Origin of the sequence: Stenotrophomonas sp. Ste96 (genome assembly GCF_024519495.1) — a bacterium.
GTDB lineage: Bacteria > Pseudomonadota > Gammaproteobacteria > Xanthomonadales > Xanthomonadaceae > Stenotrophomonas > Stenotrophomonas bentonitica_A.
The window spans coordinates 197869-223810 of sequence record NZ_JALJRX010000001.1; the positions used below are offsets into that span (position 1 = coordinate 197869).

23 protein-coding genes are annotated in these 25942 nt (G+C 68.2%); 11 read left to right on the plus strand and 12 right to left on the minus strand.

Annotation, left to right across the window (positions count from 1 at the left end):
• Positions 1-83 precede the first annotated feature (83 nt).
• A complete protein-coding gene (locus OC373_RS00900; RefSeq protein WP_261996807.1) occupies positions 84-980 on the plus strand; it encodes a LysR family transcriptional regulator in 897 nt (298 codons plus the stop codon).
• 38 nt (positions 981-1018) lie between these two features.
• On the opposite strand, the gene OC373_RS00905 is transcribed toward OC373_RS00900, so the two are convergent.
• Positions 1019-3838 carry a glycoside hydrolase family 3 C-terminal domain-containing protein gene (locus OC373_RS00905; RefSeq protein ID WP_261996808.1) on the minus strand — a complete coding sequence of 940 codons (2820 nt, stop codon included), beginning with the start codon at positions 3836-3838 and terminating at the stop codon, positions 1019-1021.
• A gap of 268 nt (positions 3839-4106) precedes the next feature.
• Positions 4107-4550: a helix-turn-helix domain-containing protein gene (locus tag OC373_RS00910; protein WP_261996809.1), complete on the minus strand. Its 444-nt coding sequence runs from the start codon at positions 4548-4550 to the stop codon at positions 4107-4109.
• Between the two features lie 75 nt (positions 4551-4625).
• On the opposite strand from OC373_RS00910, the gene OC373_RS00915 reads away from it, so the two are divergent.
• From OC373_RS00915 to OC373_RS00940, 6 genes are all read left to right on the plus strand, one after another.
• Positions 4626-5966, plus strand: coding sequence for an MFS transporter (locus OC373_RS00915; RefSeq protein WP_261996810.1), 1341 nt, complete (start codon positions 4626-4628; stop codon positions 5964-5966).
• Complete coding sequence (locus OC373_RS00920) at positions 5888-6322, plus strand: glyoxalase (RefSeq protein WP_070425312.1); 435 nt, start codon at positions 5888-5890, stop codon at positions 6320-6322. Before OC373_RS00915 ends, OC373_RS00920 begins: the two co-directional genes overlap by 79 nt.
• 256 nt (positions 6323-6578) lie before the next feature.
• Complete coding sequence (imuA, locus tag OC373_RS00925) at positions 6579-7196, plus strand: translesion DNA synthesis-associated protein ImuA (protein ID WP_019185067.1); 618 nt, start codon at positions 6579-6581, stop codon at positions 7194-7196.
• A gap of 9 nt (positions 7197-7205) precedes the next feature.
• Positions 7206-8621 (plus strand): DNA polymerase Y family protein, encoded by a 1416-nt coding sequence (locus OC373_RS00930; RefSeq protein WP_261996811.1) that lies wholly within the window; start codon positions 7206-7208, stop codon positions 8619-8621.
• On the plus strand, positions 8618-11719 hold the full coding sequence (locus OC373_RS00935) for an error-prone DNA polymerase (RefSeq protein ID WP_261996812.1): 3102 nt from the start codon (positions 8618-8620) through the stop codon (positions 11717-11719). Before OC373_RS00930 ends, OC373_RS00935 begins: the two co-directional genes overlap by 4 nt.
• Positions 11720-11829: 110 nt before the next feature.
• Positions 11830-12336, plus strand: a complete 507-nt coding sequence (locus tag OC373_RS00940; RefSeq protein WP_019185064.1) for a hypothetical protein — start codon at positions 11830-11832, stop codon at positions 12334-12336.
• On the opposite strand, the gene ptsJ is transcribed toward OC373_RS00940, so the two are convergent.
• Entirely contained in the window at positions 12303-13631 is a 1329-nt protein-coding gene (gene ptsJ, locus OC373_RS00945; RefSeq protein ID WP_261996813.1) for a transcriptional regulator PtsJ, read from the minus strand. The genes OC373_RS00940 and ptsJ overlap by 34 nt on opposite strands.
• 88 nt (positions 13632-13719) lie before the next feature.
• Between ptsJ and OC373_RS00950 the strand changes: the two genes are divergently transcribed.
• Both OC373_RS00950 and OC373_RS00955 read left to right on the plus strand, forming a co-directional pair.
• Positions 13720-14487 carry a YggS family pyridoxal phosphate-dependent enzyme gene (locus tag OC373_RS00950; RefSeq protein ID WP_261996814.1) on the plus strand — a complete coding sequence of 256 codons (768 nt, stop codon included), beginning with the start codon at positions 13720-13722 and terminating at the stop codon, positions 14485-14487.
• The gene (locus tag OC373_RS00955) at positions 14484-14720 is read left to right on the plus strand and encodes a hypothetical protein (RefSeq protein WP_019185061.1); all 237 of its coding nucleotides are present in this window, start codon (positions 14484-14486) and stop codon (positions 14718-14720) included. Before OC373_RS00950 ends, OC373_RS00955 begins: the two co-directional genes overlap by 4 nt.
• A 271-nt stretch (positions 14721-14991) precedes the next feature.
• Here the strand turns inward: OC373_RS00955 and OC373_RS00960 are convergent, their stop codons facing one another.
• Positions 14992-15894, minus strand: coding sequence for an AraC family transcriptional regulator (locus OC373_RS00960; protein ID WP_261996815.1), 903 nt, complete (start codon positions 15892-15894; stop codon positions 14992-14994).
• A gap of 161 nt (positions 15895-16055) precedes the next feature.
• Here OC373_RS00960 and OC373_RS00965 point away from each other — a divergent pair, with 161 nt between their 5' ends.
• The gene (locus tag OC373_RS00965; RefSeq protein ID WP_261996816.1) at positions 16056-17132 is read left to right on the plus strand and encodes an aldo/keto reductase; all 1077 of its coding nucleotides are present in this window, start codon (positions 16056-16058) and stop codon (positions 17130-17132) included.
• Positions 17133-17331: 199 nt separating this feature from the next.
• Here the strand turns inward: OC373_RS00965 and OC373_RS00970 are convergent, their stop codons facing one another.
• From OC373_RS00970 to OC373_RS00985, 4 genes are all read right to left on the minus strand, one after another.
• Complete coding sequence (locus OC373_RS00970; protein WP_261996817.1) at positions 17332-18318, minus strand: MDR family oxidoreductase; 987 nt, start codon at positions 18316-18318, stop codon at positions 17332-17334.
• A 406-nt stretch (positions 18319-18724) separates the two neighbouring features.
• Positions 18725-19312, minus strand: coding sequence for a hypothetical protein (locus OC373_RS00975; protein WP_261996818.1), 588 nt, complete (start codon positions 19310-19312; stop codon positions 18725-18727).
• 113 nt (positions 19313-19425) lie between these two features.
• Positions 19426-20241, minus strand: coding sequence for a trypsin-like serine protease (locus OC373_RS00980; RefSeq protein WP_261996819.1), 816 nt, complete (start codon positions 20239-20241; stop codon positions 19426-19428).
• A gap of 70 nt (positions 20242-20311) precedes the next feature.
• Complete coding sequence (locus OC373_RS00985) at positions 20312-20731, minus strand: MarR family transcriptional regulator (RefSeq protein ID WP_261996820.1); 420 nt, start codon at positions 20729-20731, stop codon at positions 20312-20314.
• Between the two features lie 114 nt (positions 20732-20845).
• Between OC373_RS00985 and OC373_RS00990 the strand changes: the two genes are divergently transcribed.
• A complete protein-coding gene (locus OC373_RS00990; RefSeq protein ID WP_261996821.1) occupies positions 20846-22330 on the plus strand; it encodes an FAD-dependent oxidoreductase in 1485 nt (494 codons plus the stop codon).
• 7 nt (positions 22331-22337) lie between these two features.
• Here OC373_RS00990 and OC373_RS00995 read toward each other — a convergent pair whose 3' ends face one another.
• The 4 genes from OC373_RS00995 to OC373_RS01010 form a co-directional block, all read right to left on the minus strand.
• Positions 22338-23093, minus strand: coding sequence for a hypothetical protein (locus OC373_RS00995; RefSeq protein ID WP_261996822.1), 756 nt, complete (start codon positions 23091-23093; stop codon positions 22338-22340).
• A gap of 81 nt (positions 23094-23174) precedes the next feature.
• Complete coding sequence (locus OC373_RS01000) at positions 23175-23444, minus strand: membrane protein (protein ID WP_019185050.1); 270 nt, start codon at positions 23442-23444, stop codon at positions 23175-23177.
• A 346-nt stretch (positions 23445-23790) separates the two neighbouring features.
• Positions 23791-25065: a hypothetical protein gene (locus OC373_RS01005; protein WP_261996823.1), complete on the minus strand. Its 1275-nt coding sequence runs from the start codon at positions 25063-25065 to the stop codon at positions 23791-23793.
• Positions 25066-25366: 301 nt separating this feature from the next.
• Positions 25367-25744: a glycine zipper 2TM domain-containing protein gene (locus tag OC373_RS01010; protein WP_261996824.1), complete on the minus strand. Its 378-nt coding sequence runs from the start codon at positions 25742-25744 to the stop codon at positions 25367-25369.
• Positions 25745-25942 lie beyond the last annotated feature (198 nt).

Below are 25942 nucleotides of genomic sequence, written 5' to 3' on the forward strand. Positions count from 1 at the left end.
CAGCATGCGCGTTGGCGGCGGCTGGATAAACGGGCAACCGGATGCAAGACTGTCAAACCATTTTTGACAGTCAGAGCGCCCCCATGGTCAGCCTGGACCGCTTCGAGACCTTCAAGGCGATTGTCGATGCCGGCAGTCTGACCGCTGCCGCACAGCGCCTCGGCCAGAGCCGCGCCGTGGTGAGCTTCAACCTCAAGCGGCTGGAACAGGAACTGGGCGTGACCCTGCTGGTACGCAATACCCGCAGCCTGGCCCTGACCGAGGCCGGTGAACGCTTCTACCAGCACTGCACGGCGCTGTTGGCCACTGCCGAGCTCGCCATCGAGGAAGCACGCAGCGAACAGATGCAACTGCGCGGCACGCTGCGCCTGACCACCACGCCGGAATATGCGATCGCCCGGGTCGTGCCGGTGCTGGAATCATTCCGCGCCCTGCATCCCGAGCTGCGCCTGCACCTGTCCACCTCACCGGCGCCGGCGGACCTGATTCCCGAGCGGTTCGATCTGGCCATCCGCTTGGGGCGCCTGCAGGATTCGCAGCTGCGCGCGACCCTGCTGGACGAACACGCACTGTGCGCGGTCGCCTCGCCGTCGTTGTTGGCCACGCTGCCCGATGAGGCCGCGCGAGATGATCCGGACTGGGTCCGCACGCTGCCAAGGCTGGGCTATCCGCGCCTGGCGGATCTCCCACTGGTGGCGCCCGATGGCAGCGACCAGCTGTTTGCCTGCAACCCCGCCCATGCGGTGGTCACGGTTGATAACGCCTCCACCCTGCGGGCGTTCGCGCTGGCCGGGGCCGGCGCGACCGTGTTGCCGCACTGGTTGATCGATGACGATCTGGCGCAGGGCCGGCTGCTGCCGATCCTGCGCCGTCATCGCTTCCCGCGCCAGGGGGTGTATGCGGTGTTTCCCAACACCGCCCAGCCCTCGCGCCGGGTCCGGCTGCTGCTGGCGCACCTGCGCGAGCACCTGCCGGGGTGACCGGAGGCACGACCCACGGTCGTGCCCTGCCCGTCAGCTCAGCGGACCACCTGCCCGGCCAGCTCCAGCGGCACGCGCTGCACCGGTGCATTGGCCGCGCGCGAGAGCTGCACTTCGTACTGCCCACCGGCGATCTTCCACTGCTTGTCGGCGGTGTCGAAGCTGGCCAGCGTCTTCGGCTCGGCCTCGATGCGGATCCGGCGGCTTTCGCCCGGCTGCAGCGTCACCTTCTGGAAGCCGATCAGGCGGATCGGGGTGGTGCTGCCCTGCGGCAGCTGCAGGTACAGCTGCGGCACATCCGCACCGGCGACCTTGCCGGTGTTGCGCACGTCCACGCTGGCGACCACGCGCTGGCCTTCCACCACCACCGTCAGGTTGTCGTAGCCGAAGCTGGTGTAAGACAGGCCATGGCCGAACGCGTACTGCGGGGTCAGGCCCTTGGCGGCAAACCACTTGTAACCGACGTTGGCGCCTTCGATGTCGTAGTCGATGGTGTCATCCGGCTTGTTCTTCGGGTTGAAGCCCAGGCCGTTGACGTGCGGGCGCGGCAGCTGGCTGACATCCACCGGCCAGGTCACCGGCAGGCGGCCGGACGGATTGACCTTGCCGGTCAGCAGCGCGGCGATGCCTTCGCCACCGCGGATACCCGGATACCAGGCCTGCAGGATGGCCGGCACCTGCTGCAGCCACGGCAACTCGACCGGGCCATTGGTCTCCAGCACCACCACCGTCTTCGGGTTGGCCTTGGCCACCCCGGCGATCAGCGCGTCCTGGTTGTCCGGCAACTGCATGTGCGGCAGATCGACCGACTCGGCCGACCACTGCGTGGCGAACACGATGGCCACATCCGCGGCCGCGGCAGCGCGCGCGGCGGCCGCCACATCGCGGCCATCCACGTAATCGATGCGGGCATCCGGACGCTCGGCGCGCAGCGCTTCCAGCGGCGAGGACGGGTGGAAGATCACCGGGCCCGGCCAGGTGGTCGGCATCACGCCCGGCACCGCATTGGTGCCGCGGGCGGTCCAGCCCACCATCGAGGAACCCCCACCGCCGATCACGCCCTTGTCGGCATGCCCACCGATGATGACGATGCGCTGCACATCCTTGCCCAGCGGCAGCAGGTCATCGGCATTGCGCAGCAGCACGCTGCCTTCTTCGACGGTGCGCTGCGCGGCCAGGAAGCCGGCCTCGTCATCGATCGGCTCGTGCACCGGCGGCAGGTCGAAGTTGCCGTGCGCGAACATGGTGCGCAGGATGCGGCCGACCATGTCGTCCAGGCGCGCCTGCGGCACGACGCCACCGGCCACGGCCAGGCGCAGCGGCTCATCGAAGTAGACCGCCTTGTCGAACACTTCACCGGCCGACTGCTGGTCCAGGCCGGCCAGCGCCGCCTTGGAGCCGCTGTGCACGCCGCCCCAGTCGGACATCACGAAACCGGGGAACTTCCATTCCTGCTTGAGCACCTCGTTCATGAGGTAATCGTGTTCGCAGCCGTAGGTGCCGTTGATGCGGTTGTACGAGCACATCGCCGAACCCGGCTTGCCGATGTCCATGGCGATTTCAAACGCCAGCAGGTCCGATTCGCGCATCGCCTGCTCGCCGATCTCGGCGCTGTGGAAATTGCGCGAGGTCTCCATGTCGTTCAGCGCGAAGTGCTTCATCGTGGAGATCACGTGCTGGCTCTGCACGCCGCGGATCGACTCGCCCACCAGCACGCCGGCCAGCAGGGGATCTTCACCGGCGTATTCGAAGTTGCGGCCGTTGCGCGGGTCGCGCTGCAGGTTGACGCTGCCGGCCAGCAGGATGTTGAAGCGCTGCTGCCAGGCTTCGCGACCCATGGTGGCACCGCCGGCGAAGGCGATGTCCGGGTTCCAGCTCGATGCGGTGGACGGGCCGGACGGCATCGCCGTGGCATGGTCACCCTTGCGCAGGCCACCCGGGTTGGTCACGCCGACGCCGGCATCGGCCGACTGCTGCGCCGGAATGCCCAGGCGCGGCACGCCCGGCACGAAGCCGGCCGAACCGACCGCACCTTCGGGCAACGGGCCGCCGTCCTTGCCCAGCCCGAAGTAGCTGTGCAGCATCTGGAACTTCTCGTCCACGGTCATCTGCGCGACCAGTGCCTTGGCACGGGCATCGGCGTTCAGGCCGGTGTCCATCCATGGCGTATCGCCACCGACCGGCGCGGTGTAGCCCAGGGTCAGCAGCGTGGCCGCGGTGGTGCCCTTCTTTCCGTCATGGGTGCGCAGCTTGATGGCGGCCGAGGTAGCCGACTGGAAGCCATCGCTGAAGTAGCTTTCGTTGGCTTCCAGCGCGACACGCGACGGATCGAAGCCGGCGGTGGTGGCCGCATCGGCACTCACCGCGCCCAGCAGCACGGCCGGTGCGCCCAGGCGTGAGCCGGTGACCAGCGGCGGCAGCGCCGCGGCATCGGCGGCACTGGTGTACAGCGCGACCACATGGCGGCCATCGTTGAGGCGCAGGTAATTCAGCGACGGCTGTTCGGTGCCCGACTCGGCCTCGATCGGCAGGCGGGTCAGCACGACGCTGCCGGTCTGCTGCGCGGCGGCCGGATCGGCGGTCACGAAACGATAGTGATAGCCCAGCGCATCGGCCAGACCCTGCAGCGGATCCACGCGGTCGGAGCGGCGCTCCACGTTGCGCACCGTCACGGCATCGACCTGCAGCTGTTCCAGCTGTGCGGCGACCACGGCCGCATCCAGCTCACCCGGGGTCTGTTCCAGGGTCAATACGGTGAACGCGTCGGTGGTGGCGGCCGGGGCAGCGGCCCAGGCAGAAGCGCTCAGCGAGAGCGCGATGGCGGCCGTCAGGGCCAGGGGCTTTGAAATCGTTTTCATGAGCGGACGAAACACCTTTGCTTGCGCAATAAATCCAGGGAGTCTTGCCGCAGAAGGGTGCAGCGCCATATCGGCGGGAACCACGCGCAGGGGCGCGGAACCGTTTACAACGCAAGGCGATGGCGGCTACGTCCAGGCCCCTCCGCCCGTCGTGACAGCCGCACCACCCGGGAGGCCCTTGCCGGCACCTCACCCCGGAAGAGTGTCCGAGCGTGTTCATGCCTGTCAACAGGATGCTTACATTTGAGACGGCGAAACCCGGCCCGAATCAGGGCGACGGCGGCTTGATCACCTGGGTGCCGGCAGCCGCCACCACCTGCCCATGCTGGTCACGCGGCTGCATCAGTGCCAAGGGCAGGCCATCGCTGTCGGCCTGCAGCACCGAGCGCGGCTCGCCCGGCGCGAACAGGAAGGCCTCGCCCCACTGCCGCAGCGCCACCACCAACGGGAACAGCGCGCGGCCGCGTTCGGTGAGCACGTACTGCTGGTAGCTGCGCCCCTCCTCCAGCGGCTGCTGCGCCAGCACATCGGCCTCCAGCAAGGCCTGCAGGCGCTGGCTGAGCATGCTGCGCGACATCCCGAGGCGGCGCTGGAAATCACTGAAGCGCCCGACCCCATCGAACGCCTCGCGCACGATCAGCAGCGACCAGCGGTCGCCGACCAGGTCCAGCGCGCGCCCGACCGGGCAGGTTGTCATCGACTCGGTGGCCATCAGGATTCTCCGCTCATAGTTTCATTTTAGAACCACATCCTGCAGAATCAACTGGTTCTATTTTGAGACCTAATGATGGCGACCAGCGCATCCGGCACTTCCCCCTCCCCGCTCCCCTCGTCCCTGCTGATGCTGTTCGCCTGCGCCGCCGGCCTGAGCGTGGCCAATGTCTATTACGCCCAGCCCCTGCTGGACGCCCTGGCTGCCGACCTGCAGATCAGCACCGGCCGCATCGGCACGGTGATCGCGGCGACCCAACTCGGTTCGGTCGCCGCCTTGTTATGGATCGTGCCGCTGGGCGACCGCATGGACCGCCGCCGCCTGATGGCGGTCCAGACCGGCGGCCTGGTGCTGGCGCTGCTGGCCGTCGCGCTGGCCACGCAGGCCTGGAGCCTGCTGCTGGGGATGCTGGCGGTGGGCCTGCTCGGCACCGCGATGACCCAGGGGCTGATTGCCTACGCCGCCGCCGCGGCGGGCGAGCACGAGCGTGGCCGGGTGGTCGGCGCCGCACAGGCAGGCGTGGTGGTCGGGTTGCTGCTGGCACGGGTGGTGGCCGGGGCGGTGGCCGATCTGGGCGGTTGGCGCGCGGTGTACCTGCTCTCGGCAGTGCTGATGATCGTGACCGGCACCCTGTTGTGGGCACGGCTGCCGCGATTGCCTGTGTCGGCCGCACACGACGCGCGGACCGGCGTGTTCGCGCTGCTGCGGCAGCAGCCGGTGCTGCGCCAGCGCGGCGTGCTGGGCCTGCTGCTGTTCACCGTGTTCGGGGTGTTCTGGAGCAGCATGAGCCTGCCACTCAGCGCGCCACCCTATGCCCTCAGCCACACCGCCATCGGCGCTTTCGCGTTGGTCGGCCTGCTCGGTGCGTTGGCCGCGGCCCGCAGCGGGCACTGGAGTGACCGGGGCCATGCCGGGCGGGTCACCACCGGGGCCCTGTGGCTGATGCTGCTGAGCTGGGCGCCGATCGCGGCGATGTCCCATCACCTGGGCTGGCTGGTGCTGGGCGTGCTGCTGCTCGATCTGGCCGTGCAGGCGCTGCACGTCACCAACCAGAGCCGGATCCTGGCCGCCGCACCGCACGCGCAGGCACAGGGGATCGCCGCTTACATGCTGTTCTACGCGGCAGGCAGCGGGCTGGGCGCGTTGGCCGGCAGTGCGCTGTATGCCGCCTTCGGCTGGCCCGGGGTGTGCATGGCCGGCGCTGCCGTCTCGCTGCTGGCACTGCTGGCGTGGTGGGCGATGCGGGGTTATCACACCATCACCGGTGGTCATGAGCCCAGCCCGGTTCCCGGTGGATCGCGGATCGATAATGACCGCTCACGTCCCGGAGCGACCGCATGCCCCCACACCGCCACTTCGATCAACTCTGGCGCGACCGCAACGACACCTCCCGGCAACGCAGCCCGCGGGTGCTGATCCGGGTGTTCGTCGGCCCGGGCGAACTGGAAGCGCGGGTGGCGTTCTACGAGCAGTTGCAGGGCGTGGTGGCCGATGCGGGTTTCCCGTTCCCCGAGGCCGGCCTGCGCCTGGCGATGGTCGGGGCGTTCCTGCTGATCGAAGGCGCGCCGGACAAGCTGGCCCCGTTCACTTCCACCACCGGCACGCTGCTGGTGGATGACGTGCAGCCGTACTACGACCGGCTGGTGGCGGCCGGGGCGCAGATCATCTTCCCGCTGCAGGTCGTACCGACCGGCGCGGCCTTCAACGCCGTGCATCCGGACGGTACCGTGGTCGAGTACGTGCACCACCGGCCTGATCCGCAGGGGCGCTAAGACCCCGCTCGGTGTACATCGACAGGGCGCCCAGCCCCCCTCCCGTGTAGATCCACGCCATGCGTGGATGCTCTCGCTGAAGCATTCAGCACCCTCAACCGGTTCGGAATCCGGCTGTCGAATTCGTTAGCATTTTTACTAATTGCGGGTAGGATTGTCGGTCTCAGCCTTTGACACGCGTGCTGCCGATACTCGCCGCCATGCCCTTGTTTCCCGCCCGTTTCCGCCTGCTCCAGCCCTGCCGGGAGGCCCGCTGATGGGCGCCGTGCTGGCCCTGGACCGGCTGCTGGAAACCCGCCGGGTCTGGCGGGGGCAGCCGCGTACGGCGTTCCCCGAGGTAGCGCCGCACCCGACCGGCCACCCGGCACTGGATGCCCGCCTGCCCGGTGGTGGCTGGCCGCCCTCGGCCCTGTCGGAAGTGCTGCTGGCCTCGCCCGGGGTCGGTGAGCTGGCGCTGGTCTGGCCGACCCTGGCGCGGTTGAGCCAGCAACAGCAGACCGTGGTGCTGATCGCCCCGCCGCACCTGCCGCATGCCCCGGCCTGGGCACGTGCCGGGCTGGCACTGAGCCAGGTGCAGGTGGTCCAGGCCAGCCCGCGCGATGCGTTGTGGGCGGCCGAACAATGCCTGCGCTCGGCAGCCTGCGCCGCAGTGCTGTGCTGGCCGCAGCAGGCCGATGACCGCGCGCTGCGCCGGCTGCAGGTGGCCGCTGAAACCGGCCAGTGCCTGGGCTTTTCCTTCCGCGATGCCCGGCATGCGCGCAATCCCTCCCCGGCCGCGCTGCGCCTGCAGCTCGACGATGGCCAGGTGCGGGTGCTCAAGTGCCGTGGCGGGCTGGCACCGGCGCAGCCGCTGCCGCTGGCCGTGGCCCATTGAGCCGCCGCTGTGGATTGGGCCTGCCTGCTGCTGCCGCACCTGGCGCTGGATGCCGCCCTGCGCCAGCAACCGGACCCGGACGCGCCGCTGGTGCTGGTCACCGGCCCGGCGCAGCGGCGCGTGCTGCACGCGGTCAGCCCCTCGGCCCGGCAGCGCGGGCTGCGCCGCGGCATGCTGCTCTCGGCCGCGCAGGTGCTGACCCGCGACATGCTCAGCGTGGAGTACGACCCACGCGCCGAGCAGGCCACCCGCCAGCTGCTGGCCAGCTGGCTGTACGGCATCAGCTCGCAGGTCAGCCTGGATTTCCCGCATGCGATGGCGCTGGAGATCCGGGCCAGCCGCGCGCTGTTCGGTGATTGGCCAAAGGTGGAGCAGCGGCTCACCCGTGGCCTGACCGAACTGGGTTTCCGGCATCGGCTGGTGGCCGCACCGAATCCGCATGCCGCCAGCGTGCTGGCCCGCGTGCATGGCCGGCTCGGCGTGGCTGCACCCCAGCTGGACGCGGCCCTGGCCCAGGTGCCGATCGAACGCAGCGGGTTGCCGGCCGAGGCGGTCACGGTGCTCGCGCGCTCGGGCCTGCGCACGCTGGGCGCCGCGTTCGGCCTGCCGCGCGAGAGCCTGGCCCGGCGCTTTCCACCGCAGGTCCTTGCGCATCTGGATGCACTGCGCGGTATCAGCACGCCACCGCTGCGCTATTTCCAGCCACCGGACCGCTTCGATGCGCGCATCGAGTTCGAGTACGAGGTCGAGTCCACCCAGGCGATGCTGTTCCCGCTGCGGCGCCTGACCGCCGACCTGGCCGCGTTCCTGTGCTCGCGCGATGGCGGCGTGCTGCAGTTCGACCTGTGGTTCGAACACGAAAACCACCCCGACACACGGCTCTCGATCGGCCTGCTCGCCCCCGAACGCGAACCGGCAATGCTGTTCGAACTGGCCCGCAACCGCGTCGATCATCTGCAGTTGCCCGCCGGCAGCCGTGGCCTGCGCCTGCAGGCCGAGCAGCTGCCGCCGTTCGTCCCGGCCGCACGCGATCTTTTCGACCCGCGCCCGCAGCAGGCGATGCCGTGGGAGCAGTTGCGCGAACGCCTGCGTGCCCGGCTCGGCGATGATGCCGTGCAGGGGCTGGGGCTGCGCGCCGACCATCGGCCCGAACGCGCGACCGGCGATGCCAGGGGCGCCCCCAAAGCACCGCCGCCGCCGCTGCCAATGCGCCCGGGCTGGTTGCTGGCCCAGCCGCAGGCGCTGCAGGATCCACACCTGCGCATCCTGTCCGGACCGGAACGGATCGAATCGGGGTGGTGGGATGCCGGGGACATCCGCCGCGACTATTACGTGGTGGAAACCACGCAGGGCCAACGCGGGTGGGCGTATACCGCCGCCGATGCACGCAGCGGGCCGTTCATGCTGCACGGCTGGTTCGCATGAGCGCGCCCCTGCCCGACTACGCCGAGCTGCATTGCCTGTCGGCCTTCAGTTTCCAGCGTGGCGCGTCCATCGCCGAGGAGTTGTTCGCGCGTGCCAAGGGCCAGGGCTACCGCGCGCTGGCGATCACCGATGAGTGCTCGCTGGCCGGCATCGTGCGCGCCTGGCAGGCCGCGCAGAAGCACGCGCTGCCCCTGATCACCGGCGCCGAATTCCAACTGGAAGACGGCCCGAAACTGGTGCTGCTGTGCACCGATCAGGGCAGCTACGCCGCGCTGTGCCAGCTGATCACCACCTGCCGCAGGCGTGCACCCAAGGGCGAGTACCGCTGCCTGCGCAGCGACATCGAGCAGTTGCACGCCGGCCTGCTGTGCCTGTGGCCGGCACCTGCCCCGGCCATCGAGGATGCGCAGTGGCTGCAGGTCTGCTTCCCGCAGCGGCTGTGGCTGGCGGTTGAATTGCACCGCGAGGCCGACGACCGCGCGCGCCTGCAGCGCCTGCGTCGTTTCGGCCGCGACCAGGGCATTCCATTGGTGGCCAGCGGCGATGTGCACATGCATGTGCGCCGCCGCCGCGCGCTGCAGGACACCCTCACCGCGATCGGCCACCACTGCACGCTCGGCGAAGCCGGCTGGCGGTTGTTCCCCAACGGCGAGCGCCACCTGCGCACCCGCCAGGCCCTGGCCACGCTCTACCCACCCGAACTGCTGGCCGAAACCCTGCGCATCGCCGAGCGCTGCCACTTCGATCTCAAGCAACTGCAGTACACCTACCCACGCGAACTGGTGCCGGCCGGCCACGACCCGGCCAGCTGGCTGCGGGTACTGGTGGAAGAAGGCATGCAATGGCGTTGGCCAGCGGGCGAGACGCCCCGGCAGCGCCACCAGATCGAACACGAGCTGGCGCTGATCCATACCAAGCAGTACGAGTCCTATTTCCTGACCGTGCACGACATCGTGCGCTTCGCGCGCGGCCAGCAGATCCTGTGCCAGGGCCGCGGCTCGGCCGCCAATTCCTCGGTGTGCTACGTGCTGGGGGTGACCGAGATCGATCCCAGCGAGATGGAGCTGCTGTTCGAACGGTTCATCTCCGCCGAGCGCGACGAGCCGCCGGACATCGACATCGACTTCGAACACGAACGCCGCGAGGAAGTGCTGCAGTACGTGTTCAACCGCTACGGTCGCGAGCGTGCGGCACTGACCGCCGTGGCGATCAGCTACCGTGGCCGCAGCGCGGTGCGCGATGTGGCGCGGGTGCTGGGCCTGCCGCCGGACCAGGTCAACGAACTGGCCGCCTGCCTGGACCGCTGGAGCAGCCACGAGCCGCTGCCCGAGGCATTGCGCGAACGCGGCTTCGATCCGGAGACCCCGTTGATGCGGCGCGTGGTGGCGCTGACCAGTGAACTGGTCGACTTCCCGCGCCACCTGTCCCAGCACCCGGGCGGTTTCGTGATCTCCGAACATCCGCTGTCCACGATGGTGCCTGTGGAGAACGCGGCCATGGCCGACCGCACCGTGATCCAGTGGGACAAGGACGACCTGGACGTCACCGGCCTGATGAAGGTCGACTGCCTGGCACTGGGCATGCTCACCGCGGTGCGCAAATGCCTGGCGATGCTGGAAGCGCATGGCGGACCGCCGATGACCATGGCGAAGATTCCGCAGGGCGATGCGCCCACCTACGACATGATCTGCCGCGCCGATACCCTGGGCGTGTTCCAGATCGAGTCGCGCGCGCAGATGGCGATGCTGCCGCGCATGCAGCCACGCTGTTTCTACGATCTGGTGATCGAAGTGGCGATCGTGCGCCCGGGCCCGATCCAGGGCGACATGGTCCACCCGTATCTGAATCGACGGAAGCGGCTGAAGGAAGAAGGCATCGAAGAGATCGACTACCCGCCCGCCCTGGAGAAGGTATTCAAGCGCACCCTCGGCGTGCCGCTGTTCCAGGAACAGGTGATGCAGCTGGCCGTCGCCGCCGCCGGCTTCAGCCCCGGGCAGGCCGACGCACTGCGCCGCTCGATGGCGGCGTGGAAACGCCACGGTGGGCTTGAACCCCACCGCGACAAGCTGCTTGCCGGCATGGCCGCCAATGGCTACAGCCGCGACTATGGCGAGCGCCTGTTCGACCAGATCAAGGGCTTCGGCAGTTATGGCTTTCCGGAAAGCCACGCGGCCAGTTTCGCGCTGATCACCTATGTCAGCTGCTGGCTCAAGTGCCACCACCCTTCCGCGTTTGCCGCCAGCCTGATCAACAGCCAGCCCTTGGGCTTCTACACCCCGGACCAGATCCTGCAGGACGCGCGCCGCCATGGCGTGCCGGTGCTGCCGGTGGATGTGCGCTACAGCGCATGGGACTGCACGCTGGTGCCTCCCGCCTCGCCGGGCCGGCCGTTCGGCATCCGGCTGGGGCTGCGCCTGATCGATGGCTTCAGCGAAGATGTCGCCACCGGCGTGGTGCAGGCACGCACCCGCGCGCCCTTCGACAGCGTCGCCGACCTGAGCCAGCGCGCCCGGCTGGACCGTCGCCATCAAGGCCTGCTGGCCGATGCCGGCGCACTCAAGGGCTTGAGCGGCCATCGCCATCGCGCGCGCTGGGAAGTCTCCGGCGTGGAGAAGCCGCTGCCGCTGTTCGAGACCGCCCGTGCCACCACCGAAGCCGCCGTGCCACTGCCGCTGCCCAGCGCCTTCCAGGACATGCAGGCCGACTACAACACCACCGGCACCACGCTGGGCCGGCACATGGTCTCCTTCATCCGCAGCCAGCTGCGTCAGCGCCGTTGCCACCGTTCCGACGAACTGGCCGCATTGCCACATGGGCGCAGCGTGCGCTTTGCCGGGCTGGTACGCATGCGCCAGCGCCCGCAGACCGCCAGCGGGGTCACCTTCCTCACCCTGGAAGACGAATGCGGCATGGTCAACGCGGTGGTCTGGCGCAAGATCGCCGACCGGCAGCACCGCGTGCTGGTCGAAGCCCGGATGATGCAGATCGATGGCCGCCTGGAACGCGTGGACGGCGTGCAGCACCTGATCGTGCGCCAGATGCACAACATCGATACGCTGATCGATGGGGTGCGTACCCACAGCCGCGATTTCCGCTGAGCCATCCCGTGACCGGGTTCACGGTCTGGTGGTAATTCCAGAATTTTCCGACTGGTGCCGTCAACGGCCTATCCGCTATGGTCGCAACCTTCCAAGGATCCGGAGAACCCATGTCGCGCGCCCTGACGCTTACCACGCTGGTCGTCTCCAGCCTTGCCCTGGCCGTCTCCGGCTGGACCGCGCTGCGCCTGCACCAGAGCCAGTCCGATGAGCGCGTCATCACCGCACGCGGCCTGGTGATCCGCGATGCCAGCGGCCAGGCGCGGGTGATCCTCGGCGCACCGGTGCCCGATCCACTCACCAAAGGGGTCACCCAGGGGCCGCGCGCCTCACCGCTGTCGGGCCTGATCCTGCTGGGTGCCGACGGTTCCGAGCGTGGCGGCTACGGCACCGCCGATGTCGGTGACGAGGCCATCCTCACCCTGGACGATGCCAGCGGCACCACCGAAGTGTTCAAGGTCACCGCCAATCCGGACCGCGGCGCGACCCTGGTGGTCAAACACCAGAACAGCACCGGTGCGATGCTGACCTCCTGGCAGGGCAAGCCGGAACTGATCTTCCTCAACGAGGACGAACAGTCGCACTACGTCAGCCCCAACGCTGCCGCTGCCCCCTGAACCCCGGCGGCCAGCGCCTCGCGCAGATCCCGGGCGAAGCGCCTTGCGTCGGTCGCGGTCAGCGTGGCGGTGGTGATCCGCACCCCGTGCACCGGCGTGTGGACCGAGAACACTTCGCCGCCGCGCACCTGCCAGCCGCGCTGGGCCAGGGCCATCACCAGCGGCTGGCTGTCACACTGCAGCGGCAGCCACAGGTTCAACCCATCCATCTGCGCGCCCACCGCGATGCCTTCGGCCCGCAGCGCCTGCCGCAGCACCTCCCGGCGCGCCACGTAATCATACCCGGCCCGTTTCATCCGCGCTGCCACCCGGCCAGACCCCAGCGCCGCGGCCGCCGCGTCCTGCAGAAGATGGCTGACCCAACCGGTACCCGGTGCCATCCGCAGGCGTAACCGGGCTGCGGTTTCGGCATCACAGCCAATCAACGCCAGGCGCAGGTCCGGCCCCAATGACTTGGACAGCGAGCGCAGCAACGCCCAACGCCGGGTCGTTGGCGGAATCACCGCGTGATACGGCTGCCGGGACAACAATGCGAAATGGTCATCGACCAGCACCAGCACCTGTGGGTAGCGCTCCAGCACCTGGCGCAGCGCGCGCGCACGTCGCCGGCTGAGGCTGGCGCCGGTGGGATTGTGCGCACGCGGGGTCAGCAGCACCGCCCGCGCGCCGGCGGCCAGCGCCTGTTCCAGCGCCTGGGCCTGCATGCCCTCGTCGTCGATCGCCACCGCCACCGCGTCGTAGCCGGCCGCACGCATCGTATTGAGGCTGCCGAGGAAACACGGGTTCTCGACCGCCACGGGATCACCGGCCAGCAACCAGCAGGCCAGCACACGTTCGATCGCATCGACCGCGCCGTGCGCCAGCTCCAGCGCATAGCCGGCCGGACAATCCGCGGCCAGCTGCTGATGCGCCAGTTCAGCCAGCACCGGATCGATCGTCGCTGCGCCATACAGGCGTGGCGGCCGCGCCGGCAACAACGCACGCAGGTCCGGCAGGCAGCGCGGGTCCGGATTGCCACTGGCCAGATCGTGCAGTGCCGAGCCCGCCTGCGTGCCCTCCTGCGCCCCAGGGCTGGGCCGTGCACTGACCACGGTGCCGCGCCGGCCCTGGGTCTGGGCCAGACCGGCCGCGTCCAGTCGCTTGTAGGCCGACGCGACCGTGTTGCGGTTGATCCCCAGTGCGAGCGCCAGATCGCGGACCGGGGGCAGCAGTTGCCCGGGCACCAGCGCGCCACTGAGGATCTGCTGGCGGATGCTCTCGAACACCGCACTGGCGGTCTGGCCGGTGATTTTCATTTTGTCCTATGCCAATATGCTCATCGTCACGGGGCAGTGTTGCACGTGCGCTGCCGCCTTGCAGCCGTCCCCGCTTCCGGAGCTCCCCATGCCCATCGCTGCCCCCACCTGGCCCCAGGCCACCACTGTCGACGAGATCCGCCACAACCTGCAGGCGGTCCGCGAACGCATCGCCCGCGCCTGCGCGCTGGCCGGCCGCGATCCGGCCAGCGTACGGCTGCTGCCGGTCAGCAAGACCGTCGATGAAGCCCGCCTGCGCATGGCGTGGGACGCCGGCTGCCATGAGCTCGGCGAGAACAAGGTGCAGGAAGCCCAGCGCAAGGCCGCGGCCATGGCCGACCTGCCCGGCCTGCGCTGGTCGGTGATCGGCCACCTGCAGACCAACAAGGCGCGCGACGTGGCGCGCTTCGCCAGTGAGTTCCAGGCGCTGGACAGCCTGCACGTGGCACAGGCACTGGATCAGCGGCTGGAACTGGAGCAGCGCACGCTGGACGTGTTCGTGCAGGTCAACACCTCCGGCGAGGACAGCAAGTACGGCCTGGACCCGATCGAGGTCGCCGATTTCGTGCAGCAGCTGCCGGCCTTCTCCAACCTGCGCGTACGCGGGTTGATGACGCTGGCAGTGTTCTCGCCCGATCCGGAACAGGTACGGCCGTGCTTCGCGAGACTGCGCGACCTGCGCGAGCGGCTGCGCCCCACGCTGCCGGCGGGCATCAGCCTGGAGGAACTCTCCATGGGCATGTCAGGCGACGTCGAGATCGCCATCGAAGAAGGGGCTACCGTCGTGCGCGTCGGCCAGGCCATCTTCGGTGCGCGCTCCACCCCGGACAGCCTCTACTGGCCGAGCCCGGCATGAGCCACTATCGCTTGATCATCCATTGCCACGATCAACGCTGGGGCCAGTTCGACAGCGAGGGCCCGCAGGCCCGCGAGCACCTCATCGCGCTGGCCGCCCGACTCCCCGATGCGGACGGTTTCCGTCTGCAGTGGCAACAGGCGATCGGGGAGCAACGGCTGCTGCACAGTGGGCCGGACGGACTGAAGGTGCTCAGCAGCGAGCCGGTGTACCGGGACATGCCTGCGCCCTGAACGGCCGCCCCCCGGGTTCACTCCAGGGCGCCCATCGCACGCCGATGCGCCGGCCGACACCGGATGTGCCATGCTCGCCCCGTTGCAACCCACCTGGAGAGCGTCATCATGGCCAAAGGCCTGAACCAACAGAAAGAGCAGAAAAAGAAACCTGCCAAGACCGCCAAGGAAAAGAAGGCGGAAAAGAATGAAAAGAAGACCACCCGCGGTTTCGCACCGGTCTGACGGCGGCCGCCCGCAGTTGCGCGGGCATCATGGGAGTGCGGCTACACTACGGTGTCCCGCAGCTCCTCCCCTCCGCCAACCGCAGCCGCTGGGCATCGGTCGCCGGGGGCAAGCCGAACAGCCGTGAGTAGTCCCGGCTGAACTGCGAAGGGCTTTCATAGCCCACGTTGAAACCGGCCCCGGCCGCATCCAGGCCATCACTGACCATCAGTCGCCGCGCCTCCTGCATCCGCAGCTGCGTCCTGAAATCCAGCGGACTCATCGCCGTGACCGCCTTGAAGTGCGCATGGAAACTGGAACGGCTCATGCCCGCGATCCCGGCGATCTCTTCGATCCGGCAGGCCTCCCGGAAGTGCGTGCGGATCCACAGGATCGCGCGGGCAATCTGTCCTTGCCGGCTGTCGTTGAGGGTCATCGCCTGCAGCACGCCGCCATCGGGGCCACGCAGCAGCCGGTAAAGGATCTCGCGCAATGCGAGCGGGCCCAGTGCTCCGGCGTCTTCCGGTGAATCCAGCAAGCAGACCAGGCGCGTGGTGGCATCCAGCAGCCCGGGCGTCATCGCGCCGAGCGACAGACCCGCGGCTGCCCGGTGCTCAGCAGCGGGCCGCGGGTACTGCAGCGCAAGCTCGCCCAGCACCGCCGCGTCCAGATCGAGCTGCAGGCTCAGATACGGCTGCGCTGCCGTTGCCTCGATCACCGAGCCCATGACCGGCAGCCCCACCGAGGCCATCAGGTAGCAGGTGGGATCGTAGTAATAGATGCTGGTGCCGAGCATCGCACGCTTGCGGCCCTGGGCCACGAAGCAGATGGTCGGCTCGTAGATGACCGGCATCGGCAGCGTCGGCGTGCTGCATCGGATCAGCTTCACGCCGGGCAACCGGCACTCGAAGGTGCCGTCGCGCGGGGCATGCCGGGCGATGGCATCACGGAACAGGTCAAGCGAGGGCATGCCTTGGTCTCCGGACGCGCGCCTGCGCGGCCGCTCTATCTTCCCTTGCCTTCGGACGATCGTGCAAGTTTCCCGGAGGACGGTGCTACCGGCTCCGGGCACCACGGCGGAACACTGGGCGTCCACGCAGGCAATCGCTGCCCACCCCGGAGAACAACCGCATGACCTCCCCCACCTCGCTTGATCACTACCGCCTGCTCGGCCGTTCCGGCCTGCGCGTCTCGCCCCTGTCGCTGGGCACGATGACCTTCGGTGCCGACTGGGGCTGGGGCGCGGACGACGCCGAAGCCCGGCGCATCTTCGATGCCTATGTCGACCGCGGCGGCAATTTCATCGACACCTCGGTGAACTACACCAATGGCGCATCCGAACGCATCCTCGGCCGCTTCGCCAAGGCCCAGCGCGACCGCCTGGTGCTGGCCACCAAGTTCACGATGGCGCGCGATGCCACCAACATCAATTCCGGGGGCAACCACCGCTACAACCTGGTGCGCTCGGTGGAAGCCAGCCTGCGCCAGCTTGCTACCGACCGCATCGACCTGCTGTACGTGCACGCCTGGGACTTCACCACCGGTCCGGAGGAAGTGATGCGCGCGCTGGATGATCTCGTCCGCACGGGCAAGGTGCAGTACCTGGGCATCTGCAACACCCCGGCCTGGCGCGTGGCCGAACTGCAGACGCTGGCCGATCTGCGCGGCTGGTCGCCGTTGGTCGCGCTGCAGATCGAGTACAGCCTGGTCGAGCGCACCGTGGAGCACGAACTGCTGCCGATGGCCCAGGCCATGGGGCTGGGCGTGCTGCCCTGGTCCCCGCTCGGCGGTGGCATCCTGACCGGCAAGTACACCCACGCCGATCTCTCCGATGAGAACAGTGCGGACGTGGCGAGCAGTCGCAAGGGCGTGATCGCGTCGATCGGCCATCTCAACGAACGCTCGCTGGCGATTGCCACGGTAGTGGGCGAGGTGGCCGAGGAGCTGGGCGTGACGCGCTCGCAGGTGGCCATTGCCTGGACGCTGGTCAATCCGGCCGTGGTCTCGCCGATCATCGGCGCCCGTACCGTCGCGCAGGCCGAAGACAACCTCGGCGCGCTGGAGATCGTCCTCAGCGAGGCGCATCTGGCCCGGTTGGATGAGGCCAGTGCACCGGCACCGATCTTCCCCGCCCGCTTCATCGGCCGGCCGATGGCCCAGCAGTTGATCTTCGGCACCACCACGCTCCGCGGGGAGATCCGCCGATGAGCCGGCTGCCGCTACGCTGATAGCCCTGGACGGCAAGCCGTATCACAACGACTACGTCTGGATCTTCCGCATGCGCGATGACACGGCGGTCGAGGGGAAGATGTCCTCCGCCGGATCCCCGCCAAGAAGGCACCCTGACGCCTCCGCACCTTCGCCGGTATGCCGGTCACCCGCGGTGGCTACCATGGGCATTCACGCCTCAGGCGTTGACGTCGACCACGGTGCGGCCCTGCACCCGCCCCTGCAGCATCTGGCCGGCCAGCGCCGGCACCTCGGCAAGACTGATCATCTGCGTGGTGCGGGCGAGCTTGCCCAGATCCAGATCCGCCGCCAGGCGCGTCCACGCCTGTTCGCGTGCGGAATACGGCGCGTTCACCGAATCGATACCGGCCAGGGTCACATTGCGCAGAATGAAGGGCAGCACGGAGCCCGGCAGATCGGCCCCCTGGGCCAATCCGAAGGCGGCGACCACGCCGCGATAGCGGGTCTGCGCCAGCACGTTGGCCAGCGTATGGCTGCCCACCGCGTCGATCGCACCGGCCCAGCGTTCCTTGGCGATCGGCGCGCCCGGCTCGGACAGCGTCGCGCGGTCAAGAATCTCGGCGGCGCCCAGTTCCTTGAGGTAGGCGGACTCCTCCAGCCGGCCGGTCGATGCCACCACTCGATAGCCAAGTGTGGACAGCAGCGCGATGGCGATGGAGCCGGCACCGCCGTTGGCACCGGTCACCAGGATGTCCCCCTGGTCCGGTGATACACCGCCATGCTCCAGCGCCAGCACCGACAGCATCGCGGTGTAGCCGGCCGTACCGATCGCCATCGCATCGCGGCTGGTGAACGCCTCGGGGATCTTCACCAGCCACTCGCCGGGCACGCGTGCCTTCTGCGCATAGCCGCCGTGGTGGGTCTGGCTCAACCCCCAGCCGTTGACCAGCACACGGTCACCAGCGGCGTAACCGGGATGGCTGGAGGTCTCGACCACACCGGCCAGATCGATACCGGGGATCAGCGGGAAGGTACGGATCACGGGTGAGCGACCGCTCAGCGCGAGGGCATCCTTGTAGTTCACCGTGGAGTACTCCACGGCCACGGTGACGTCGCCGGGCATCAGGTCCTGCTCGGTCAACTGGACGACACCGGCGCTGATGGCATCGCCGGTCTTGGTGGCAAGGAGGGCGTTGAAGGACATGGGATCTCCGGTTGCGGTGCATGAGGGACAGTGCAGACCAGACCAGTGTGCGCACCTGGCCGTACCGTGGCGTTAAATCGCTGGGATCACTCCACAGTACAGAGCAGGGGCTCCGCCCGGAGATCGGCAGGAAGATGGCCGGCATGTCGGGCACCACACCGGAGAACATGGAGCTGTTCCTGGTGACCTGCATCAGCAGTACGGCGGTGCCGAAGGCTACTTGAAATCCATCGGCGTCAGCGAGGCGGAGATCGATCAGCTGAAGGTGCGGTTGGGTCAGGCGGGCTGACCGCAAAGCATGACGCAGGCGCCGGGGGACGCCCGGCGTCTGCTCGATCCGAGGTGAGCCAGCAGCTCTCGATCCCGGTCGAGCACGCGGCGCTGCGTGGGCATGAGCGATGACGGCCTATTGCGCCAGCGGCTCACCCAACGGGCGCTGCTGCCGCTCGTCCTGATCGAACGTGATGTAACGGCGGTGGATGAGCTTGGCATCCATGTCCCAGCGATACGTCTCCACCCCGCCGTTGCCTGCACCGTCGGACAGAAGACCGACAATGCCGCGGGTCAGGTTGTCCGTGAGCAGCACCTGGGAAGCACCGTCGGCATTCACGCGCAGGCTCAGGCGATCACGCAGGTGATCCTCGCCCTTCCCCACCGGGGCATCGAAGGCAAGAGCTACCAGGCCATCTTCGTGGGTTGCCATCCCACCGCGTTCATCGCCTTTGGCGTCGTACAGCCACACACCGGCAGTGCGCGATCGCCTTCCGGCATCAACTGCATCCTGGCCCACCTCAACACGCATTACGCCTTGGTCATCCAGCACAACGACGCGATGGGCACGGAGTTCATCAACGGTGAGTGTTCCGCGCGGCGCCATCGACAATGCGATGACTGCCACCGCCAGGGCTGCAACAAGCAGTCCAAGGGCGATAGTCAACAGAGTGAGGCGGCGTACGGACGTGCGAAGCACCTCCAGCGGTTCTACAACGTCCATGTGCGTGGTGCTCCTTTGCTGATGTCCTTCCTTGGATCATAGCCCTGGCATCGCCGCTGACCTTGCGCCACGCGGTGATACCTGGTCGGCCAGGTACCCTCTTCCAACGCCATCTAAGGCTGCCCGGCCATCACACGTTGAATCCAGTCCCGATAGTGACTCACGCGCACATTGCAGGTCACCTGCCCATAGCGCCCGGGCCGGGCCGTCAGCACATTGCCCTGGACGACTTTCCACGACCCCTGCCCGGCCAGCAGCCACTGGCCATCGTGCTCGACGAGCACGGGGCCACCGCTGTCACCGTTGCCCAGCGCACCCTCGAGCGGCACCGCTTCTGGTGGTGCATCGAAGACATAGCAGAGCCAGCGGTCGTAGGCACTGGTGATCCGGTTGAATGCACGCCGGAGCTCAGTGCGATTGGGGCCGTTGGGAGAGTGCCCGGTAGCACCGGTACCCGTCGCGCCCTTCCCCAGGATCTTTGCCACCTGACCGGCCTCGTCGCTGCCGCTGTAAAGCACAACAGGCGCGACGTCGGTGACGGGCGTCTTCAACTTGATCAGGGCAACATCATCGCCCGAGGCCAGAAACACCACGATCAGCATCGCCTCGCCACTGGCCATGGCCTGGTCGATCAACGTCTGCGGCAGCGTGCGATAGCCGGGATGGGTGACGACGCGCTCGACGTCCCGGGCACTTCCATTGATCACCACCTGCTTGAGGTCGGCATGCATCGGCAGCGTGTGCGCGGCGGTGAGCACCCACTGCGGTGCGATCAGCGCACCGTGGCCTTCGCCGGGCATGTCCACGAGGGCGGGAAATTCGGTGGCGGGAACGCGGTACCGCGCATCGTCCACGTCGTCGCGGATGACGATGGCATGGGCGGTCGAGGACGCGACCGTGAGCAGGGCAAGAAGCAGGAATCCTTTCACGTGTGATGCCTTGAGGGTCTGACAGGGGCGTCCAAGCGACGGGCGGTGGGCTGAAATCTGCGCTGCGTCGTTACGGCTCCCGCTCACGGGCTTCCAGCGCGCTGGCGAACTTTGCCATCAAACGCACCAGCTCCGATACCTCCTGCGCGGGCCACGACGCGAAGATCTCACGACCGATCCGCTCGCGTGCGGCGTCCAGCCGATCGGTCATCTCCTTGCCCTTCGGGGCGATGGTCGCCTCCCGGATACGGCGGTCCTGGGGGTTGCCACGACGCGTGACCAGCTCCATCGCCGCCAGCTTGGCGACCTGCCGGCTGATGGTGGTGTAGTCGCGGCCCAGCCGATCGGCCAGCTCAACCACTCCGATCGGCCCGACCCGCTCGATCACCACCAGCAGGCGGAACAGGGCCTGGTCCAGCGTTACCCCGGCCTCCTGGATCAGCCGCTCATCATTGCGCGGCCGGTTCATCACGCTGGCGAGGCTGACCATGGAAAGGTGCAGCGACTTCAATGCGGAAGAATTATGTGTATCTTGCACCTTATTTTTCGCAGGCATAGCATCCCCTCCAAGTAAGTGCATATTACACACACCTGGAGCGGCACAATGGGCAATACCCCTGATGTAGTGATCTGTGGTGCCGGCGCCGCCGGCCTCACCCTGGCCATCGAACTGGCCCGCCGCGGCGTGACATTCCGCCTGGTGGAGCAGCGGGAACAGCCCTTCCATGGCTCACGTGGCAAGGGCATCCAACCGCGCAGCCAGGAAATCTTCGAGGACATGGGCATCGTCGACAGGCTGTTCGCCGCCGGCGGCCTCTATCCAGTCTCGCGGTCGCACCATGCCGATAGCACCTGCACGGACGCCGCGGTCATCGAGGCCGCCCCGGCAACACCGGCCGAACCCTATCGGCGGCCGCTGATGGTGCCGCAGTTCCTGACCGAGGCCGTGATGCGCGATCGCCTCGCCGAGCTGGGCCACCGGGTCGAGTTCGGGCACGCAGTGATCGGGTTGGAACAGGACGCCAACGGCGTAAGCGTCCGCCTTGCCACGCCAACGGGCGAGCAGACCGTGCGCACGCGCTACCTGGTCGGCGCGGACGGCGGTCGGAGTTTCGTACGCCAGGCACTGGACATCGGCTTCCCGGGCAAAACACTGGGCGTGCGAGCGGTGGTGGCCGACATCGTGCTGCACGGTCTGCCGCGCGATGCCTGGCACAACTTCAACGAAGACGACCCGCAGCGGCGGATCTCGTTGTGCCCGCTGATGGGAACGGCGCTGTTCCAGCTGCAGGCCCCCGTACCGCTCGACGGTGACGTGGACCTTTCCGTCGACGGGCTGGCGGACATGGTGCGCGTGCGTACCGGCCGCAATGATCTCGCGGTGCTCGATGTCTGTTGGGCCTCGGCGTACCGGATGAACGCGCGATTGGCCGACCGGTACCGCGACGGCCGCGTGTTCCTCATCGGCGACGCCGCCCACACGCATCCGCCCACGGGCGGCCAGGGCCTGAACACCAGCGCCCAGGACGCCTACAACCTCGGCTGGAAACTGGCCGCGGTGTTGAAGGGTGCGCCGCAGGCCCTGCTGGATACCTACGAGGAAGAGCGCCGCCCCATTGCAGCCTCGATGCTCGGGCTTGCCACGACGCTGCTCGCCCAGGCCCAGCGCGGCGACAACCGCCGCGGGCGCGACGTCCAGCAGCTCGATCTCGCCTATGCTGAATCGTCACTCACGCTGCCTGCCGAGGCCCGCAGCGGACGCATCGCGTCGGGCAACCGGGCGCCGGATGCGCCGCTGCAGGGCGCGGGTGGACAGCGTGTGCGCCTGTTCGAGGTGCTGCGCGGAACGCATTGGACATTGCTGGGTCACGAAGCGGACCGCGGCGCAGCACCGTCGAGAAAGGGGTTGCATGTCCATATCATCGGCCACCGCGGCGATCTGCGCGATACCCAGGGCTGCTTCGCCGATGCGTATGGATTGGACGCGTGTGACTGGCTGCTGATCCGGCCCGACGGCTACGTCGCCGCTGTCGTCGACACGCCGCACCTGGCGGCGCTGCTGGCGCATTTTGAACGCCATGCGCCGTGACGACGCATTACTTGCCGGCAGGACCCGCGCGGGCTCCCTCATCGCCCTGGGTCGCCTCGCGACTCTTCGCGAACTCCGGGAACGTTTCGGCTATCGATGCCTTGTCGGGCAGCACGTAGAACACCCCGCCCCGCTGGAACGTGGATTCAATGATCTGCGCGTAGAACGCCGGCGAGACATTGATGCAGCCATGGGTGACGCGATTGTCGTCCGGTGACGCCGATGCCAGGCGCTCGGCCCGTCGCTCTTTCGGGACACCTGTCGCTGTGGGGTGGATGGAGACGGCGGAATCGTAGTCGACCCACAGGACGCGGCCCGCATCGATGGACGGCCCAAAGCCCCCCACGAAGCGCCCGGCGGGCGTCGTGCGATCCCGGCCTGGAATTTCGCGAAGGGCGAGTCCGGCGATGCCGGGCGCGATATGGTCACCGGTGGCCGAGCCGAACAGCCCGGGGGCGGCGCCGCGAAGTTTGCCTTCGCCGTCGAAGACCAGGATCTGCGCAGCGGCCTTGTCCATGATGGCGAACGGATAGCCCTGGCTGTCCTTGGTGGCGACAACCCAGCCGGCCAGGTCAATGACGGTGTTGGAGACTTCCTGGCCCGGCGGAAGTTCATCGACGGCGGCGGCCGGTTTCGCGACAGCCTCGTCGGCATTGGCCACGCCAATGCTCGCGAACGCCAGCGCGAGGGTCAGCGCCCCGCGAAGGGCCAGGACGGCAGGAGATGAGTGCGTACGGATGGGACACTTCCTTGCAAAAGACATTGCACGACCAACGGAGACCAGTGGCCTGCACAGGCCACCGGTCGCCGATTCAGACGTTGCACACAAACGGTGCAGAAGCGATCAACCGCGCGGCTTGCGGCGGGGCGCCTGTTCGAGCTGCTGGACGCGACCTTCGATCTGATCCAGACGCTGGTTGGCCTGCTGCGCCGACTGGTTGGCCGACTCGGCACTCTGGGCGGCGCCCTGCACCTTCGTGTCGAGTTGATCCAAGCGGGAGTTGATGGTGGCGAACTCGTCTTTATACGTAGCGCAGGCACTCAGGCCCACAGTCGCGATCAACGCCACTGTCAGCGTACGCGCCGTTGTCAGTTGCTGTTTTGTCAGGAACATTGCACTGCCTCCTTCGTATGGGGTGTTCGGACGATAGCGGCCTCATCGCCAGAGCCATGACCGGGGTTCAGTTGAAGCCGAAAGACGTAGAGGGAACGTGAAGAAACTGAACGCTTCCGATCAGGGTTCGCCGCTGAGCTGCACGTCCATCGCAACGCGTTTCAGGTGCGACAACATGGCAAAGGCAAGGCCACGCCACTGCTCCGCACGCATCGCCTGCCGCCCGTTCCAGCAGAGCCGCCAACGCCGCGTGGTCGTCGTGACTGTCACGCAATCCCGCGTTGCCAACGGCATGTGCACGCCCTACCTCGCCGGCAGGGTCGTACGAATTTGACTGTCCGATACGTCACTCACCCGCGTCGCCCGGATCGCCCACGCCCGATCCCCACCCCTTCGTCAAACCCCACCCGTCGCCGCCCCGCTCCAGGCGCCATCCTTCGCCGAGTACGAGCGTCCAGCCTGGTCCCGTCCATCTGGAACCCGCGCCGTCCACTACGCCGCCGCTCACGCTGAGCAACGCCCAATCCCTGGACAGAAGCCCCCCGGATACTGCCGTCAACTCGCCCCACTCATCCCGCACCGTCAGCGGCGTATAGACCGTCCCGGCATCATCGAGCGGGAACAGCGAGCGGGGATCGAAGGAGATCGACGGGTTGCGCAGGGGCAGACGAACCGCATCGTTGCCGAGGAAACGCTCGCGATAGCCGGCACTGCGTCGCTCCCGCTCTTTTGCTCGCTCGCGTTCCTCTGCGCGCACCTCATCGGCGCCATAGCCGGCATCGTTCTGTGCGATGCCGGCCCCACGCCATGCGACGCCCAGCGCATCCGCCAGCAGCGCAGGCAACGTCGTGCCCGCAGACACCGCGCGGCGCCACGCTGGCGACCATCGGTCGAGCAGCAGTCCGTACGCGGGCCCGGTCACGTACGCCGTCGAACGCACGAAACTCTGCGACGCATCCGCCTTGGCGAGTGCACCTACGGCGGCAGCTGTCGCATCGCCACCGTGGGTGGCCGCAGCGATCGCGCGTCCCGTGTACTCGGCCAGGCCTTCATTGCGCTCCACCTTCGCTTCTTCGTCCAGCGCGCGCGTCGGCGGTGCCGCGGAATCCGCACGCAGAGCCCTGTAGCCCAGCGCTGCTGCCGCATGCTGGCGCGCTTGGTGCTCGTCGCGCGTGGAAAGTGCCTGCGCCAGCGCGCGCATCTCCAGCCGCAACGCCGTGCGACCGGCCTCCCCATCCAGGTGTGCCGTGTCGCCCTCGGCGGCAGGCAGACCGAGGGCCGCCTGCACGCAGTGCCACTGCTCGTGCCAGAACAGCGTCGCCAATCCGTCCCGGTCGCCGGGAAGCGGCAGAAGCAGCAGGACGGCAGGGGCGCCATCGATCGTGATGCAGGTGTTGGCGGGCGGCTGGTCATTCCGCAGTACGACAGGCAGCGCGGCCCCTGTGGCGGAGTCTCTGCGCCAACTGCTCCCGGAGGCGCGGTCATGCACGATCACCGGCGCGTCCAGCGGCATGCGCCACAGCGCCTGTGCGGCCTGCGTGGAGGCGGGTGCGTCCGCCACGGTGGCGATGCGGGCCAGCGCCTCCTCCACGCCCACCGGCGGACGCTGGGTCGCAGCCATGCATGGCATCAGCCAGAGACCGGGGACGCTGGCTGCAACGGCGGCAGCAACGCTGTATCGCCGTGCAAGGCGCCGCTGCAGCCCTGCCCGTTCCGCTGTGGACTTCCCTGCCCTCATCTCCGGCCTCTCCCTGACAGCACCCGCGCTGCGTCAGATCCGGACGGTAACCCACCCCAGCCCGCGATGTCATGACGTGCCGCTGGCGCGCTATCTCATGGCGCGCGCCGCGCAGCCACCCAGCGGGCGCCCAGGCGCCGGATACGCAGGCTTGGCGCGCCGGGCCCGGGCGACACCGCGGGGATCAGCGCCAGCCGCGATTGTGGTTGCGGCGGTCCTGGTTCCAGCGACGCTGGTCATGGCGGCGATCGTGATGGCTGGTGCGCTCGTAGCGGTGGCCACGGTCATAGCGACGATCACGGTCGTAGCGATGATTGCGGTTGTCGCGACGGTCCTTGGTGGTCACGTTGCCGATGGCGCCACCGGCCACTGCTCCGCCGGCGGTCATCAGCGGATCACCGTTGGACAGCACGTGCCCGGCCACGCCGCCCACGACGGCGCCGACCAGCGTGTTCTTGTCCTTGCGCGACATCGCATCCGCATTGCCTGCCGCGGTCACGCCAGCGGTCAACGCCACTGCCAGGGCCAGGCCGCGGAAACTGAGAAGGGTCGAGGTGATCATGGTGGGTTGCTCCTGGGGAACGGTGTTGAATCGAATCTGGTCGCCGAAGGTTGCCGGAACATTGCGTACCCACGGATGAACCAACCCCCTGTTCAGGTTTCGTGGGCAGGGCGTGTTACGCCATCGGCCGCTTCACGTACGCATTTGTTATGGTGCCCTCCGTCAGCCCCTCCTCCCTGGAATCCCATGCCCCGTACG